General features: G+C 39.2%; 19 protein-coding genes, 1 pseudogene and 2 riboswitches. Of the genes and pseudogenes, 12 read left to right on the plus strand and 8 right to left on the minus strand.

Annotated elements, in window-relative coordinates:
• Positions 1-52: 52 nt before the first annotated feature.
• On the plus strand, positions 53-493 hold the full coding sequence (locus tag UP17_RS18830; protein WP_061464472.1) for a MarR family winged helix-turn-helix transcriptional regulator: 441 nt from the start codon (positions 53-55) through the stop codon (positions 491-493).
• Positions 494-628: 135 nt separating this feature from the next.
• Here the strand turns inward: UP17_RS18830 and UP17_RS18835 are convergent, their stop codons facing one another.
• Both UP17_RS18835 and UP17_RS18840 read right to left on the minus strand, forming a co-directional pair.
• Positions 629-1,471 (minus strand): aldo/keto reductase, encoded by an 843-nt coding sequence (locus tag UP17_RS18835; protein ID WP_061464473.1) that lies wholly within the window; start codon positions 1,469-1,471, stop codon positions 629-631.
• 166 nt (positions 1,472-1,637) lie between these two features.
• A complete protein-coding gene (locus tag UP17_RS18840; RefSeq protein WP_061464474.1) occupies positions 1,638-2,843 on the minus strand; it encodes an MFS transporter in 1,206 nt (401 codons plus the stop codon).
• 188 nt (positions 2,844-3,031) lie between these two features.
• Here UP17_RS18840 and UP17_RS18845 point away from each other — a divergent pair, with 188 nt between their 5' ends.
• The 3 genes from UP17_RS18845 to UP17_RS18855 all read left to right on the plus strand — a co-directional run bounded on the left by UP17_RS18845 (position 3,032) and on the right by UP17_RS18855 (position 5,654).
• Positions 3,032-3,403, plus strand: coding sequence for a winged helix-turn-helix transcriptional regulator (locus UP17_RS18845; RefSeq protein WP_034309370.1), 372 nt, complete (start codon positions 3,032-3,034; stop codon positions 3,401-3,403).
• Between the two features lie 760 nt (positions 3,404-4,163).
• Positions 4,164-4,475 (plus strand): hypothetical protein, encoded by a 312-nt coding sequence (locus tag UP17_RS18850; RefSeq protein ID WP_061464475.1) that lies wholly within the window; start codon positions 4,164-4,166, stop codon positions 4,473-4,475.
• Between the two features lie 30 nt (positions 4,476-4,505).
• Positions 4,506-5,654, plus strand: a complete 1,149-nt coding sequence (locus tag UP17_RS18855) for a CAP domain-containing protein (RefSeq protein ID WP_349817578.1) — start codon at positions 4,506-4,508, stop codon at positions 5,652-5,654.
• Between the two features lie 99 nt (positions 5,655-5,753).
• On the opposite strand, the gene UP17_RS18860 is transcribed toward UP17_RS18855, so the two are convergent.
• A complete protein-coding gene (locus UP17_RS18860; RefSeq protein ID WP_061464477.1) occupies positions 5,754-6,947 on the minus strand; it encodes a nucleoside transporter C-terminal domain-containing protein in 1,194 nt (397 codons plus the stop codon).
• 175 nt (positions 6,948-7,122) lie between these two features.
• Positions 7,123-7,227: riboswitch (purine riboswitch) on the minus strand.
• Between the two features lie 321 nt (positions 7,228-7,548).
• Here UP17_RS18860 and UP17_RS18865 point away from each other — a divergent pair.
• Entirely contained in the window at positions 7,549-8,253 is a 705-nt protein-coding gene (locus UP17_RS18865; protein WP_061466171.1) for a DUF421 domain-containing protein, read from the plus strand.
• A 211-nt stretch (positions 8,254-8,464) separates the two neighbouring features.
• Here the strand turns inward: UP17_RS18865 and UP17_RS18870 are convergent, their stop codons facing one another.
• A complete protein-coding gene (locus tag UP17_RS18870) occupies positions 8,465-9,211 on the minus strand; it encodes an alpha/beta hydrolase (protein WP_061464478.1) in 747 nt (248 codons plus the stop codon).
• 308 nt (positions 9,212-9,519) lie between these two features.
• Between UP17_RS18870 and UP17_RS18875 the strand changes: the two genes are divergently transcribed.
• The 3 genes from UP17_RS18875 to UP17_RS27830 all read left to right on the plus strand — a co-directional run bounded on the left by UP17_RS18875 (position 9,520) and on the right by UP17_RS27830 (position 10,433).
• The gene (locus UP17_RS18875) at positions 9,520-9,840 is read left to right on the plus strand and encodes a PadR family transcriptional regulator (protein WP_061464479.1); all 321 of its coding nucleotides are present in this window, start codon (positions 9,520-9,522) and stop codon (positions 9,838-9,840) included.
• Positions 9,841-9,934: 94 nt separating this feature from the next.
• A complete protein-coding gene (locus UP17_RS27825) occupies positions 9,935-10,102 on the plus strand; it encodes a hypothetical protein (protein ID WP_155727374.1) in 168 nt (55 codons plus the stop codon).
• A gap of 37 nt (positions 10,103-10,139) precedes the next feature.
• Positions 10,140-10,433 (plus strand): hypothetical protein, encoded by a 294-nt coding sequence (locus tag UP17_RS27830; RefSeq protein WP_155727376.1) that lies wholly within the window; start codon positions 10,140-10,142, stop codon positions 10,431-10,433.
• 151 nt (positions 10,434-10,584) lie between these two features.
• On the opposite strand, the gene UP17_RS27835 is transcribed toward UP17_RS27830, so the two are convergent.
• Positions 10,585-10,734: a hypothetical protein gene (locus tag UP17_RS27835; RefSeq protein ID WP_155726451.1), complete on the minus strand. Its 150-nt coding sequence runs from the start codon at positions 10,732-10,734 to the stop codon at positions 10,585-10,587.
• A gap of 20 nt (positions 10,735-10,754) precedes the next feature.
• Positions 10,755-11,297: a VUT family protein gene (locus tag UP17_RS18880; RefSeq protein ID WP_061464480.1), complete on the minus strand. Its 543-nt coding sequence runs from the start codon at positions 11,295-11,297 to the stop codon at positions 10,755-10,757.
• A 50-nt stretch (positions 11,298-11,347) separates the two neighbouring features.
• Positions 11,348-11,390, minus strand: a riboswitch (PreQ1 riboswitch).
• Positions 11,391-11,809: 419 nt separating this feature from the next.
• Here UP17_RS18880 and UP17_RS18885 point away from each other — a divergent pair.
• Both UP17_RS18885 and UP17_RS18890 read left to right on the plus strand, forming a co-directional pair.
• Positions 11,810-12,283 (plus strand): SRPBCC family protein, encoded by a 474-nt coding sequence (locus tag UP17_RS18885; protein ID WP_061464481.1) that lies wholly within the window; start codon positions 11,810-11,812, stop codon positions 12,281-12,283.
• 48 nt (positions 12,284-12,331) lie between these two features.
• Positions 12,332-12,772 (plus strand): SRPBCC family protein, encoded by a 441-nt coding sequence (locus UP17_RS18890; protein ID WP_061464482.1) that lies wholly within the window; start codon positions 12,332-12,334, stop codon positions 12,770-12,772.
• Between the two features lie 289 nt (positions 12,773-13,061).
• On the opposite strand, the pseudogene UP17_RS18895 reads toward UP17_RS18890, so the two are convergent.
• Positions 13,062-14,035: pseudogene (locus UP17_RS18895) on the minus strand (HD domain-containing protein).
• A 46-nt stretch (positions 14,036-14,081) separates the two neighbouring features.
• Complete coding sequence (locus tag UP17_RS27840) at positions 14,082-14,258, minus strand: hypothetical protein (protein ID WP_155727378.1); 177 nt, start codon at positions 14,256-14,258, stop codon at positions 14,082-14,084.
• A 271-nt stretch (positions 14,259-14,529) separates the two neighbouring features.
• On the opposite strand from UP17_RS27840, the gene UP17_RS18900 reads away from it, so the two are divergent.
• Together UP17_RS18900 and UP17_RS18905 are read left to right on the plus strand one after the other, a co-directional pair.
• Positions 14,530-15,102 carry a TetR/AcrR family transcriptional regulator gene (locus UP17_RS18900; RefSeq protein ID WP_081108893.1) on the plus strand — a complete coding sequence of 191 codons (573 nt, stop codon included), beginning with the start codon at positions 14,530-14,532 and terminating at the stop codon, positions 15,100-15,102.
• A 53-nt stretch (positions 15,103-15,155) separates the two neighbouring features.
• On the plus strand, positions 15,156-15,503 hold the full coding sequence (locus UP17_RS18905; protein WP_061464484.1) for a DUF4260 domain-containing protein: 348 nt from the start codon (positions 15,156-15,158) through the stop codon (positions 15,501-15,503).
• Positions 15,504-15,532: the final 29 nt, after the last annotated feature.

The following is a 15,532-nucleotide window of genomic DNA, read 5'->3' on the forward strand; positions in this document are numbered from 1 at the left end:
TCTTTAATATGTGGTATATTTAAAGGAAGTAAGCAGAGGAAGGCGAATATAAATGTCCAGTGAACAAACCCTTTTAAATACATGGTTATCTTTTACACGTATTCATGCCGAGCTCGCCAATGAGCTTGATCGAATGCTGCAAGCAAGACACCAAACGGCTTTGAATGAGTTTTATGTTTTATTATTTTTATCAAAAACACCAGAAAAAAAACTGAGGCTGCTGGAATTGCAACAGTTAGTCGGGTTAAGTCAAAGTGCGATGTCAAGGCTTTCTGTTAGAATGGAAAATAAAAGCTGCGGTGTCATTCAAAGGCTTGGATATGAAGACGACCGTCGCGGTGTGTGTGCGATCATAACGGACCTTGGTGAGATAAGACTTCAGGAAATCCTTTCCACCGTAAATGAAACACTTGAAAAGTCTTTAAAGAATAATGACATCGACACAGCACTGAAATTATTCGTCCATGCAAAAAAGCAGAACACAGGAGAATGATTGAAGCGATTTCGATGGCTTATATGAAATTGTGCTCCATTCAATTTGGGGCCTTTTTTTCTTTTCCATATTTGGGCAGACATCCAAAAAAAAAGAGAAAGACGAATGCTCTCGTCTCTCTCCTTCATTCAACTATTAAAAGTCGAAATTATCAGGATCTGGACCAACACGGTGATTCTGATTCAATCCATCAATTTGGTTCAATTCCTCTTCCGTCAATTCGAAATCGAATACAGATGAGTTTTCTACAATACGATGTTCTTTAGTGGATTTGGGAATCGTTACAATCCCATTTTGTATATCCCAGCGCAAAATGACTTGTGCAACTGATTTGCCATGCTTGGCCGCAATTGCTTGTAAAACGTCATTATCCAAAAGTTCACCTTGCATCAATGGTGACCACGCTTCAAGTTGTATTCCTTGTTCCTTACAAAATGCCTGAACTTCTTTTTGAGTTATACGCGGATGGCATTCCACTTGATTGACCATCGGCTTCACTTCCGCATCTTTCATTAAACCTTTAAGATGGTGAATTTGGAAATTGCTCACACCGATCGCTTTTACTTTTCCTTCTTTATAAAGGGTTTCCAGCGCTCTCCAAGCTTCCTTATATTTTCCTTCCACAGGCCAATGGATAAGATATAAATCCAAGTACTCCAAGCCAAGTTTCTTTAAGCTTTTTTCGTAAGCCGCGATTGTTGATTCATATCCTAAATCAGCATTCCAGACTTTTGATGTTACGAATAAATCTTCCCTGGAGATTCCAGCTTCTTTTAAGCCTTCAAGGATCCCTTGTCCGACCCCTTCTTCATTTTCATAAATGGCAGCCGTATCAATACTGCGATAACCATGTTTAATGGCCACTTTAACTGCATTTACCAGCTCCGGTCCTTCTTCCACCTTAAATACGCCCAATCCGAACCAAGGCATTTTAACGCCATTATGCAACGTAGTTGTATCTTGTAAATTTTTCACCATTATACTCTACCCCCAAATTTTTTCTTCATTGTTTTTAAGATTGTAATGCGTTTAAGTATCAGTATCATTACATCCCTTCAAGGAACCTTCCATCATTCACTGAAGGGATGCAATGATACTCTAAACGCATAGCATGCTTTTTCTAACATGCATCACTTTTTCAATCCTATGCTATTTTGCCAGTCCCCTTGGAACGGTCTTTACTTTCCAAGGCACGGCTCCAAGCTGTTAAAACCACTGCTGCAAACACCATAACTCCACCTATCCACGCTGTATGAATCAGTCCGATCGAATCCGTAATCACCCCGCCTAAGTAGGCACCAATGGCGATTCCCGCATTGAAGGCAGCAATATTGATGGCTGACGCCACGTCCACTGCACTCGGCACGAAACGCTCCGCTAACATGACGACATACACTTGAAGCCCCGGAACATTCATGAATGCAAATAATCCCATTAAAATGATCGTAATTAGACCGGCTATCTTAAACGGTGCCGTGAAAGTCAAGACAACAAGTACAATGGCTTGAATAAGAAACATATAGAATAGGGCATTAATAGGATTGCGATTCGCGAATTTCCCGCCAAGGGTATTTCCTATTGCTATGGCTACTCCATATATTAGCAAAATCAATGCCACAGTTCCTTCTTTATACCCTGTCACTTCCTGAAGTAATGGCGAGAGGTACGTGAAGACAACGAATGTACCTCCATACCCTAATGCTGTAATGATGAATACTAGCAGCAATCGGCCATTCGTAACCAATTTGATTTGATCACGGAACGTTGTCCGTGCAGCTTTTCTTAAATCGGACGGGACCAGGATGCTGTTCCCGATGAAAGCAATCAGGCCGATTGCCACAATGATTATGAAAGCGAATCTCCAGCCGAATTGCTGACCGATGAAGGTTCCAAAAGGAACTCCGGTCACCGTTGCCACCGTCAGGCCTGTAAACATGATGGCGATGGCACTTGCCCTGCGGTTTTCAGGGACCAAATCAGCAGCAATCGTAGCTCCGATTGACATGAAGATACCATGTGCAAGCGCTGAAATGACACGTGCGATCAATAATACACCGACCGTGGTCGCAGAAGCCGCTAATGCATTTCCGGCAATGAACACGACCATTATCCATAGCAATAAAGTCTTTCGCGACATATTCGATGTCAGGGATGTCAGGATAGGTGCCCCGAACATGACCCCTAAGGCGTATAAGGATACCGTCAATCCCGCCGTCGTCACTGTAATGTGTAAATCTTTAGAAATGAGTGGTAATAGTCCCACGCTGATGAACTCTGTTGTTCCTATCGCAAAGGCACTGATCGCTAAAGCCAGCAATGCCCATGTACTTCTATTTTTACTTGAAATCATATCCTCTTCTCCTTCTCGTCGTTTTGTACTATCATTGAAATTGCCTTAGCAACTTTTTTTATAAATGGTACAGTTGAATTCGGTGTGCAAATGTTATTATGAGTTATAATAGTAATAAAAAACAGTACGTACTTTAAAGTGATATAGGCACCTTTTAGTACCTATAAAACAAGGAGAGTATGCCAATCATGCAAAAAAAGAAATACAATATATCAGTTGAAGCGACACTGGAAGTAATGGGCGGAAAGTGGAAATGCGTAATCCTCTGCCATCTGACCCACGGAAAAAAGCGGACCAGTGAGTTGAAGCGCCTTATGCCGAACATCACCCAAAAAATGTTGACCCAACAATTGAGGGAGTTAGAAAAGGACGAGGTCATCAATCGTATCGTTTATAACCAAGTCCCCCCTAAAGTGGAATATGAACTTAGTGAGTATGGGCAAAGCCTGGAAAGTATCCTATCCGCACTGTGTACGTGGGGGGAAAATCACATAACCAGAGTGTATGGGGATAAGTTTTCCGTTCTTGAGGAAAGTGTATTGAATGATCAATTAAAGTAATTCAAAACAAAAAAACGGAGTCCACTAAAGGGATTCCGTTTTTTTGCTGAACCGATCAAACATCATCATTGAAGAATAAAACAAAAAAGATTAGCTCAAATGTGCTATTTTTTTGTTTAGGCTGTTTTCACATACTTTGTTGCTATTTACCAGGTAGTGAGTTGTGGTTGATTTCCCCTCCAGATGCTCGCTTTCCTTGGTGCGGGCGGTGAGCCTCCTCGGCGTAAACGCCTGTGGGGTCTCACCTGTCCCGCTGCTCCCGCAGGAGTCTCGCACTTCCGCTCCAATTAACCTTAAATAGTTTCGTTTTAAAAACAAAATCTTTACGAAAAGAGCCTTTGTTCATAATGAATTCTCCTAATTTAACTAATAAATGCAAAGTGAAAATGATCATCATTGTTCTGGACACTACATACCCATCAAGAGCTAAACCATATCCTCCAGATATTAAAGCAAATAAAAATCGATATTGCGAGAGGTATTAAAACAAGAATGAAAGCTAGCTGAGTTTTGTTATCCATAAAGCATCCGCCTCGGTGTATTAATTTAACAAGTTATAACATTATTACCCATAAATTAATAACCTAATAAAAATACCATCGTACGAGGCATCCGTTTTATTCCCCACTATATTTTTGGTATAATATGTATGAAGTTTTATATGTAAACTTTTGTATATGATAAAGCAGGACAGTGTTGATCACTTAAAGTTTTTATTTTGTAAACAAATGAGTATAATGGTGAAACCAAGGAGTGACATATGAGAGTCTTATTAGAATTGATGCGCATCATATTAATATTCGGGATAGCCGGATCGATCATTTCGAATATTGTAAACGGTATATATATAAACATGGGAGTTAATCCGAATCAGTATGGCTGGCTAGGCTCGATTGCAATACTCATTTTATTATTTGTCTGGTATAGAAATAAACTTCAGTTCAGTGGCTGGTATTCGGGAAAAGGGAAGGAAAAGCTTCCAAAAACTGCCTCCCAAATACTAATCATGTGTTCACTATTTATGTTATGTGCCCCACCTGTTTTAAGTGTGCTGCAGCTGATATTTCAATAATCGGGATTCTATATCCCAGATAGAGCAGGAGTGAACGATTTGCGGAAATTGTTTAATATTGTGGTTCTCATACTCCTACTCGGTGGATTTTGGTATGGATATGGTAAAAATATTCAGGAGTCTGGATTCAAGGCGGGGGTTGGTTCCTTTGCATCCGATGTTCGTTCCTTTATAAACGGGCCCGAGGTTTCAACTGCCTTGGAAAAACTGAACACCGGAGTCAACAACCTGATGGGTTCGCTGGCTGAAACTTTGGATACCGCTTCAGAAAAAGAAACGCAAGAAACGGAAAAAGTGAAAAAACCAGCACTGGAAGCACCTTCTGAAGCATCCTTTTCAGTCAGTAATATCGAAATTGGCGACACAAAGGATGACGTAGAAAAACTGGCTGGGGAAGCAAAGCGGAAAACGCGGAATGAATATGGCGTAGACTGGTTCGCCTATCATGAAAATTATCAAAACTTCTTCATGGTTGCCTACGATAATAACAATAGAGTTGTTGGTTTATATACGAATCAAGATTTGATTTCCTCAAAGGAAGGCATTAAACGCGGCACCCCTAAGGAAACCGTGACTGCGAAATTGGGCGAGCCTGTAACAAAACTGCTTAAAGGCAACGTCTATTATCAGATTCGAAGTGATGGCGAATACGATATGTTTAAAATGGATAATAGCTATGTGACCATTTTTTATGATAAACATGAAAATAATACAGTCACATCGATCCAGATCATCGACGAAAAACTGGAAAAGCAAAAGAGCGGCTATTTTGCAAAAGCCAGCCCCGAGTTAAAGAAAGGCTTTGAATATCAATTATTCGATTTGACCAATGCATCACGGGTCAATCATGATCTCTCAGTGCTTTCATGGGATAAACGAGTGAAGGTCACTGCACAGGATCACAGTACAGATATGGCCGTGAATCAATACTTCAACCATACAAACCTTGAAGGAGAATCCCCGTTCGACAGGATGGAAGATGACAAAATCAAGTTTCGAATGGCTGGGGAAAACTTGGCTGCCGGTCAGAATAGCAGTATCTTTGCCCATGAAGGCCTGATGAATTCCATTGGCCACAGGGAAAACAAATTACAGAAGGATTATGAATCGCTCGGTGTCGGAGTGGCCTTCGATGAGGAAAATAAACCATATTATACGGAGAATTATTTGAGGAAATAAACCAAAAAGCTGTGCATGGAAAATCCCAGCACAGCTTTTTTCTCCAGAATAAAAGAGAGGGCATCCATTTTGAATGGATGCCCTCTCTTTTATAATGTATCACCAAACGAATAATCCAACCATCATGGCACTTAACAAGGAAACAGCCATCCCGCTTAGCAGCAGTTTCCAGACATTCCTTCCGATAATGTTCGATTTCTCATCATTTAGGATGGAATTGAATGTTCCATAAATCATTCCCACTGTACTGAAGTTGGCAAATGACGTCAGATAAGTGACAGCAACAGCGACTGTATGCGGAGACAGCGTACTGATTTTATCTTTTAAATCGAGCAAGGCGACGAACTCATTCGTGGCAAGCTTGATTCCCATCAATTGAGCGACATACATGGCATCATGTCCTGTTAGTCCAAGCAGGAATGCAAATGGACTAAAAATGACAGAGAAGATTTTTTGAATGGTCAGGCCATCCACAAAGAAACCGAAAATACCGTTTACACTGGCCGTTAACGCCACATAACCGATTACCATTGCCATGATGACGAAGACCATTTTGGCCCCCACCAGCATACTGTTAGAAATGGTGGAAAAGAAATCTTTACGTTCCTCTTTAGAAGGTACATAAACGACGTCTTCCTCTTTACTGACATCGACGGGATTTAGCATGTTAGCAATCAGCAAGGCATTTAAGCAGTTCAAAGGTATCGCTACAAATACATAGGTTGCCGGTACCATGGATAGGTAGGCTCCAATGATTGAACCGCTGATGCTGCTCATGCTCATGATTCCAAATGTCAAAAGTCGCTGATCTTTAATCGCGCCGAGTTGAACGCGGAGAACAGCAAGTGCTTCAGTATTCCCAAGGAACATCATCTGAATCGAAAAGAAACTCTCAAGTTTTGGCAAACCGGATACTTTTGAGATGAGCCATCCCACTTTATCAATGATCCAGGTAAGTATACCGAAATACGATAAAACATCAAAAAACGTGATAATGAAAATAATTGGCATCAATGCGCTGAAAAAGAAATCCACATGTTCATTTGCCATAACTGAAGGAAAGACGAATGAAATCCCTTCATTTGCACATCCAATCAACCAGGTGAAGAATGAAGCGATCAGATTAATGACCCACGCCCCTATCTTAGTTGATAACATGAACCCTGTGATAAGCAATTCAAGAACCAGCAAGGTAAGAATGGCTTTCCACTTAACGCTCCTTTTATTAGGTGAACAAAGGTAAACGATACCCATTACAACTAAAACACCCAGTATATTCAATAAGAAATACATGCTTTCATCCCCTTTGGATATATCATTTCCCATTCATTTTTTTTATATAAAAAGCCCTTACCTTTTTACACTTTCAGCCGCAGGAAGAAAGTGTGAAAAAGTAAGAGCCTTCATTAAAAAAGGGGTATGCTGGATCAAGTTTTCAAGCGAACCAACCATAAACCTATTCATCTCTTTTATTTTCATACTTCCTTGTAGTCCGGCATTATTCAAGGCTGCCAGGTAGAAACTATCAGACCATTGTTACTGATAATATACAAGGATATTTTTTAAATAAATTTCTTAGGAAAGATATCATTTTAAATCAGTTTATTTTCAATTACAATACGTTTTACAATTGTTATATTAATATAAATTTTTCGAAAACATTTTAAAAAGAAGTCTCCGGAGGGCCAATGTTGGGTAATACTTATGAAGTAGTATATCCCACCCATCAACAATGAAAATCACCTGCTTTATAGCGGTGTTGTTATAGCTCTAGTAAATTCGTCATATTCAATTTAGAGTCATGCCGTTTTAAAAAAACTTCCCACCTGTGATAATCCTTGATTCAATGCTTCATACTAAATAGTATATTACCTCTATAAGGACGTGGATTTTGGTGGATTTTATTTTTAGCCAGGAAACTCTTACTACAGTTCAGTGGATGTTGAGAGCCATTACATCCTTCATCGTTTTACTTTTTTCGGTTAAATTGATGGGGCAACGAGCCATTTCTCAGTTAAGATTAATTGATTTTATAATGGCATTAATTATTGGGAACATTCTTGCCCACCCTTTGTCTGATGCACATTCAGGTTTGAAGGGTTCAATGATAACGACCTGTGTATTAGTCATTTTATATATCATTAATGTGTTCACAAGTCTTAAGTGGGGCAAACTCCGAAGGTTCTTTGACCCCTCACCCTTTACCCTTATCGAAAATGGGCAAATCGTTTACAAAAGCTTAGCAAGGGCTCGAATCTCCATCGATTTTTTACTATCTGAATTAAGAAAAGAAAAAATTGTCGATATTGAAAAAGTATCACTCGCACTATGGGAACCTGATGGTACTATTTCATTGTTTTTAGATCCTCAATATAAAGCGCTAACTCCAGCAGATATGCATATAGCAACTAAAGCCTTCACTTTACCTAAAACGATTATTAAAGAGGGGAAGATTGATTTTAAAGAATTAAATCAAGACGGTAAAGACGAAGTATGGCTGAAAAAAAGTCTCAAAATGACTTATAATGCGGACGTGAACGATATTTTATTAGCAACCATTGATAATAACGATAACATAAAGGTCTTTTTTTACAAATAGCTCCTTGAAGCCCTTAGTACTGCGAAAGAATATAAATACTTTTTTCTCGCTTAAAAATAATTCCCGGTGAAAATTTGAGTTATTTCTTTTTGCAGACAAAATAAAATCCCCTCAAGAAGAAAGTGTAAAACCTACATATAAATGTCGGCTTTTACACTTTCAAACTTAAAGGGGATCATATCACATTCATGACCTTCAAGAAACTCTCTTATTACTCCGACCAATGCAGAGTATTTAAGAACTTGTACACATCCTCATAAACCTGCTCACGTTCTTTACCTAATGTGATTATATGGCCAGAGTTTTCATACCATATCAAGTGTTTATGCTGCGTATCGACTTCATTAAAAATCGCTGTAGCACTGTTCGTATAGTCGGGATCATCCAAACGCCCTTGTAAAACAAGAGTTGGTGATGTGATTAAATCTAAATCTTCACCAGTCTCATTTATTATATTCACCATATCATTCAGCGAAGTCATAGGGTCTTCTTCCAACAGCTTCACTTCGGCAGCAATTTGGTCTGCATCTTTGCCTTCAAACTTCTTATAGGCCTGTGCATAATTGAGCAAGCGTTTTTTTTGTCGATCGCTACTTTTCCCTTGTGTCGGTGCACACATTGCAACTACCCCTGTTACAGGAAGTTCAATTCCTACTTTTAATGAGAACAATCCTCCTAAAGAAATTCCTGCAACAGCAATTTCCTCGTAGCCTTCATCTTTAAGGAATTGATAACCTTCCACTACATCTTTCCACCATTGCTTTGGACTTGTTTTAGCAAGTTCCTCGGCTGATACGCCATGCCCACTATAAAGGGGTCCGTGGCAAGTATAGTCGCGATCATTCAGGTATTTCCCTAATTTCTTCATGTCTCCTGTACTTCCGGTAAACCCGTGAAGTAAAAGAACAGCTCTTTTTCCACCTCTGTATGTGAATGACTCAGGTGCTTTCACTTTCATCTATCTAGGACCTTCTTTCTGCTCTTGTTGATAAATAGAATCTAAATGATTTTCAAAAAAAAATCAATTAATACCCCTTGAGTGGGATTTCTTCTATCCTATTCCGTATTTTCATTCAAACAGATAAATCATGTATTTATTATCCTTACCACACTCTTTACAACTCATCCGTTCCGAAGCACATTTTACTATGATTGATTTTATTTAGCAATCGTCATTTAACCATTTTTTTTAAGAAAAGTAAAATGCACCTTGTAATACGATGTACAAGGTATTACACTTTAAAAATGAAAAAGGAGGAGATTGTATTGGATAAAGAATTAATGAAGGGAAGCATTGACCTCCTTTTGCTTTCACTTCTTTCACAAAAGAAGCTTTATGGCTATGAAATGACAAAGATCTTGAGGGAAATGAGCATGGGCAAATATGAAATCAGTGAAGGCACCCTCTACCCCGCCCTTAAACGGTTAGAAACCAAAAAATTCATAAAAGGCCATTGGAAAGAGTCCGAGTCAGGTCGCAGGAAATATTATCATGTCACAGAAACCGGGCAAACCGAACTTGAACGGAAACGGAAATGCTTCTTCTTCCTGGAAAAATTAGTTCAGAAAAGCGCAGAGCAATTCTGACCTAAAAAACAAGATAAAAAGCTTCCTGCACCCATTATTAAAACGTCCAGGAAGCTTTTTTTGCTATTTACTCGTGAATTTCGTGCGTTTACTCGTGAATTCATGCTACACTCTTGATTTCGCGCTGTTTACTCGTGGGTTCGGCTTGTTTACTCGTGAGTTTTGCACGTTTACTCGTGAATTTCGCACGTTTACTCGTGAATTTCGCACATTTACTCGTGAATTCCGCACGTTTACTCGTGAATTCATGCTACACTCTTGATTCCGCACTGTTTATTCGTGGGTTCGGCTATTTACTCGTGAATTCATGCTACACTCTTGATTTCGCGCTGTTTATTCGTGGGTTCGGCTTGTTTACTCGTGAGTTTCGCACGTTTACTCGTGAGTTTGGACTATTTACTCGTGAGTTTCGCACGTTTACTCGTGAGTTTTGCACGTTTACTCGTGAATTTCGCACATTTACTCGTGAGTTTCGCACGTTTACTCGTGAGTTTCGCACGTTTACTCGTGAGTTTGGACTATTTACTCGTGAGTTTCGCACATTTACTCGTGAATTCATGCTACACTCCTGGTTTCGCGCTTTTTACTCGTGAGTTTGGACTGTTTACTCGTGAATTCCGCACTTTTACTCGTGAGTTTTGCACGTTTACTCGTGAGTTTCGCACGTTTACTCGTGAATTCATGCTACACTCTTGATTTCGCGCTGTTTATTCGTGGGTTACTCCAGTCACGCAAAAAAAGGACCTAATTTGGCCCTTTTTTGTCTATTCCTTTATGTTTCCGATAATTGGCGCAGGAGAGCTTCATACATTCCCCCTGGACATGCGGACCATATTTTTCGCGAAAGGCCTCGAGGCAATAGCATTTATCTTCTTCCTTTTTGGTTCCATCCATCGGTGCATCCCTCCTAGAATTCAACCGGAGACTACGCGCTTTTCCAGTCTTACATTGATTCGTCCCAACAGTACGGCACCGATTGACTGAATGACTGTTTTAACGATGATTTGGCCGATAATCGCAGCGGGTACGGCTTCCCATGGCAATATATTGGCACCTAGTGGACTTAGGCCAATCACGACAAATATCACCGAATCGAAAAACCCTCCAACGATCCCGCTGTAAAACACCCTCCAACTCATCGGGAGCTTTAACCGGGTATAAATTTCCGTATCCGCTGTTTCTGCCACCACGAACGATAATGCGGAAGCAAATACAATCAATAACGTATCTCCTAATAAAAATGAAACACATGCAGATAAAATAAGTGCGGTGACGATACACATATAGGTTTTCGCACGGCCGAATTTATTCTGGACCAGATCTCGAAAGATGAAGGTTCCTCCGATGAGCAATGTACCCATCGGAATGATGAACATGCCCAAATGTAATGGATCAAAAGCTGCTGTAACCACATTCGCCGTGACGATGGATACTAAATAAAATAGAATTCTTAACATTTAATTCTTCTCCTTATACAGAAAAAACAGCACCCTAAGAAAGAGCACTGTTCCCCTTAGTTTTTTTGAGAGGGTAGCTAGAACCTCTTCCGCCGGAGCGGATTATCATTTTCCTTATTTATCGTAGCTTGAAAACGGTTGGAAATCAAGAAGTTTCCATATGGCCTGATCCTAAAATGAATTCAAGCTTATACCCCTTCAATAATCGCCTTCTTGATTTCGTTTTAGTCACTGGGAATGGCGTGAATCCACGAATTTCATTTGCAGACTCGATAAGCCAATAGCCGCTTTCCAAAGCTTAACACTTAGCAAATGTTCCTCTGATGCCAAAGGGTTTTTAAGGCTTTTGCCGATTCCTGTCGCAGAAAACTGCTTGACCGGCTGAATATAAAAAGCAGACAATCATTGATAGAGCTATGATACGATTTTGATATTGCAACCCTTTTTGTTTTTATTTGGCACGGACTTGATAAGGAATGCTAGAAGTATAAACGCGAGGAGGAAAAAGAATAATGAAAAAACCAACGTTTGTCTATCCTATTTATATCGCAACCACACCAGAGAAGCTTTGGGAAGCCCTAACGAGTGGCGAATTCACAAAAAAATATCACTTTGGATGTCAAATCAAGTCATCCTTTCAAGAAGGCGCAACCGTTACATATTTGCTGGAAGATGGACGAATCACTGATCATGGAAATGTACTTAAGTGTGAGCCGCTGCAACTGCTCTCTTTTACATGGAACACGATAGGAGACGAAACACCCCGCGAGGATCCTGCTCGGGTCACTTTTCAACTGCAGCCAATGGATGATTCTACTGTGAAGTTAACACTTACACATGAAGAGCTATTGGAGACCGATTTCGTATATGGTGACAATACCTTTAAGGGCATAAATAATGGATGGCCAGCTATTCTATGTAACCTGAAGAGCTTGCTTGAAACTGGACGGACCTTGCCGCCAATATATGTAGATCGGGTAAATTAGGTGTTAGTGGGAACTTATTTAAACATATCGAAAGAGAGCTGATATAGTATGGATACTCAAATAACTACGAAATTTAAAATAGGCAAGCCAACTAATGAGGTGTTTGAAGCCATAGTAAACCCTGAAAAAATCGGAAATTTCTGGTTCTCGTCGAGTTCTGAAAGATGGGAGCAAGGCAGGACGCTTACATTGAGATATAACGAATACGATGCTGAAGTGGTTATACATGTATTAGAAGTCGAGAAAAATAGGAAAATCGTGTATTCGTGGGGAGGCAACGCCCAAGAAACGGTCGTTACAATTACATTAAAAGAGCTGGATAATACAAGTTCAATTATTGAAGTAAACGAATCAGGTTTGAAGGAAGACGACCCTGAAATAATAAAAAAAATGATAGGGCAAAAAGAGGGGTGGGTATATACTTTAACCTGTTTAAAGGGTTATTTAGAAAGTGGTGTAACTAATTTGAGAGCGTCATTAATTTTTTAAGATGCTGGTTCAGCTGAAAAAAGATCTCCAAAACCGGCAGTTGGGCATGCCGCCTGCCAGAACAATAACACTGACAATATTTAACTATGTTGTACCTGTTAAGCCTTTACGATTTAATGGTGTTCGAATATCGATAAAATGCCACCACTCGAAGGTCAAATAAAGTGGTTAAAAGAAAGCGGCTTACAAGTCGTCGATAGTCTATATAAATTCACGGGTAATGTTTCCGGGAAAAACTCAAGGATGGATTCCGTGAGTTTTTCACTTTCTGTTTGGTTTGACGCGAAATTCAATCGGAAATCACCTTTAGATACATGCCCTTCGAAGCTTTTTCATAGGCTTCAATTCCCATGTTCTTCACTTTTTCGGATAAAGTGGATGCTCTCACCACTTGGGTTCCTTGCATGATGGAAGGATCCATCAGGCGCACTTTATTTTACCGATGTAAATCATAGTCCAATTGATCTTCTTTCACCTTTACGTTACCATGGATCCTTTTTAACAGATTTTGGACTTCATCGTCTTCAGTGGAGCTTAACAAGGATGTGACTTCTTCATCTGTACCAAGTAAGTCATCAAGGCTGATCAGGTTTTTAGCCAAAGCCAATTTTAACGTCTTTGCCAAGATATCATAGCCATATATATTAAGTGGGTCCATGAAAAAATCAATAACTTCACTGTAATACGTTTTCACAAACCATTCCGCCGAATCCATATTATCCAGATCCATTCTTCCATTTACTATGATTACATGATCAAGAAAGTCATGAACGGATTCAAGTGTGATATATCCATACTGATGCATATCCCGGAGAGTATAATCCACCCGATCGGCACATAACCCAGGTGCTGGCTGTTCAAGCATTTCCCTTTTTGACTGAACAATAATTTTACAACCATATCCATATTCCTTCAATATAAATGGGATTTCAGATTCCATAATGACATGATCATATATCTTTTCATGATAATCTTCATCCATACAATCCAGAACGAAATCTATAACATGTGAGAATGCAGTATGGGATACGTCATGCAGTAAGCCCGCGATTTGTTCCTCTAATGAACCGCCAAACGCCTTTATTAACAACATCACACCAATTGAATGGTCAAATCGTGTGACATTCCACTTCTCATTAACTAAATAACTTTCCCCACCTTGATGTAGTATTCCCTTCAATCTTTGGACCGGTTTGCTTACTATCAGCTCTTCTAGAACTCCCTCTACAATGTGTTTCCATAGATACTATCCGAAACTAGCAATAACTGCCTCCTCCTCCATTAGTTTACTCATTACAGTTAGGTGATTTCACTGATTTTCTTCTGTAAAAATTATTTCCCCCTTTTCACCTTGCTCATATTGCTGTTTTGCCATTTTTTCCAATTCCTTTTCATCATTCAAATCGATATCAGGTAGATTGCCCTCAGCTTCATCCCCAATGAGTATCACTTCATTTGTTATTATTCGATTTGCTGGATACACCATTTTAATGTCTTCTATAGGTTTTGTTTTATTATTAAAAGATTTATTGAATCCCTTCCAACGGGCTTGAGTCCCCTCCATTTTACCATAAAAGTATATTATTAGTTAATAGTGAATGCTACTATGTTTGACGTTATAGTTAAATTCTAGTTACATTTAATGGTAAATCCTCACTTAAAAACAGCCATTTAGCAAAATGTCTAATCTTTGATATTTGTAAATCAGTACGGTATCATTCCATTTAACCAGTGGTCAATAAACAAGGGGGGGTGGAATGATGTCGCCAAGAAAATCGGCAGGTAAAGAATTATCCAGGGAAATGGTATTGACTGAAGCTAGAAACCTTTTTGCAACCTTAGGGTATTCGAACGTCTCAATGAGACAATTGGCTAAATCATTGGATTGCAGCCATGGAGCCATTTATTATCACTTTAAAAATAAGGCAGAAATATATTACAGTTTGGTGAAAACGGATTTTTCCGTTTTAAATCATTTAATCGATGATATCATCATATCGGAAAATGACCCTTCTCAAAAAATCGAAAAGATTTTATTATGCTTCATTGAGTTTGGTTTAACACAACAGAATCATTATTCCATCATGTTTTTATCCAAGGAAAAAGAAATTCAGCAGTTGCTTCAATTCGATTCTAATAAAACCTATGAAAAGCTAATCCAATCCTTGACAGAATTAACCGACAACAAACTGAACCCTGCATCCATATGGTCCATTTTCCTTTCTCTTCACGGATTCATAACTTTTTATATCAATTCTGAACTATCCTATCCAGATGTAAAAGGTTTAGCTTATTTTCACGTGAAAAATATCATCAAGAACATTGTTTGATTTTTCACTAAAATTATTGACCAATGGTTAATTAAGTTTTGGGAGGTTGGAAAATGGTAAAGAAATTCCTTCATATCGAAGGACTCATGGTCCTTTTAGCGATGATTTACATCTATTCGTTATATGAATTCAGCTGGTGGATTTTCCTTTTATTTATTTTATCGCCTGATGTTTCCATGTTGGCCTATCTAATTGATGATCGAGTTGGAGCAAAGGTTTATAACCTATTTCACACTTATACCCTGTCCATTTTCATGATTTTGCTAGCCATTTTTCTAAAGTCTGATGCGCTTATGATGATCGGGTCAATTTGGACCGCACATATTGGAATGGATCGGTTATTTGGGTATGGCCTTAAATACACATCATCCTTCAAAGCTACACACCTTCAAAAGGTATAGGTAGCTTTCCATATGTAAAAGGCAGTGTG

The organism is Peribacillus simplex (genome assembly GCF_001578185.1).
Lineage (GTDB): Bacteria > Bacillota > Bacilli > Bacillales > DSM-1321 > Peribacillus > Peribacillus simplex_A.

Bases quoted from the DNA above. Each gene is read 5' to 3' on its own strand.
- UP17_RS18840 (WP_061464474.1), bottom strand. From the start codon at position 2,843: ATGATTTCAAGTAAAAATAGAAGTACATGGGCATTGCTGGCTTTAGCG.
- UP17_RS18835 (WP_061464473.1), bottom strand. From the start codon at position 1,471: ATGGTGAAAAATTTACAAGATACAACTACGTTGCATAATGGCGTTAAA.
- UP17_RS18830 (WP_061464472.1), top strand. From the start codon at position 53: ATGTCCAGTGAACAAACCCTTTTAAATACATGGTTATCTTTTACACGT.
- UP17_RS18850 (WP_061464475.1), top strand. From the start codon at position 4,164: ATGAGAGTCTTATTAGAATTGATGCGCATCATATTAATATTCGGGATA.
- UP17_RS18890 (WP_061464482.1), top strand. From the start codon at position 12,332: ATGGATACTCAAATAACTACGAAATTTAAAATAGGCAAGCCAACTAAT.
- UP17_RS18900 (WP_081108893.1), top strand. From the start codon at position 14,530: ATGATGTCGCCAAGAAAATCGGCAGGTAAAGAATTATCCAGGGAAATG.
- UP17_RS18870 (WP_061464478.1), bottom strand. From the start codon at position 9,211: ATGAAAGTGAAAGCACCTGAGTCATTCACATACAGAGGTGGAAAAAGA.
- UP17_RS27835 (WP_155726451.1), bottom strand. From the start codon at position 10,734: ATGGATGGAACCAAAAAGGAAGAAGATAAATGCTATTGCCTCGAGGCC.
- UP17_RS18905 (WP_061464484.1), top strand. From the start codon at position 15,156: ATGGTAAAGAAATTCCTTCATATCGAAGGACTCATGGTCCTTTTAGCG.
- UP17_RS18845 (WP_034309370.1), top strand. From the start codon at position 3,032: ATGCAAAAAAAGAAATACAATATATCAGTTGAAGCGACACTGGAAGTA.
- UP17_RS18860 (WP_061464477.1), bottom strand. From the start codon at position 6,947: ATGTATTTCTTATTGAATATACTGGGTGTTTTAGTTGTAATGGGTATC.
- UP17_RS18880 (WP_061464480.1), bottom strand. From the start codon at position 11,297: ATGTTAAGAATTCTATTTTATTTAGTATCCATCGTCACGGCGAATGTG.
- UP17_RS18885 (WP_061464481.1), top strand. From the start codon at position 11,810: ATGAAAAAACCAACGTTTGTCTATCCTATTTATATCGCAACCACACCA.
- UP17_RS27840 (WP_155727378.1), bottom strand. From the start codon at position 14,258: ATGGTGTATCCAGCAAATCGAATAATAACAAATGAAGTGATACTCATT.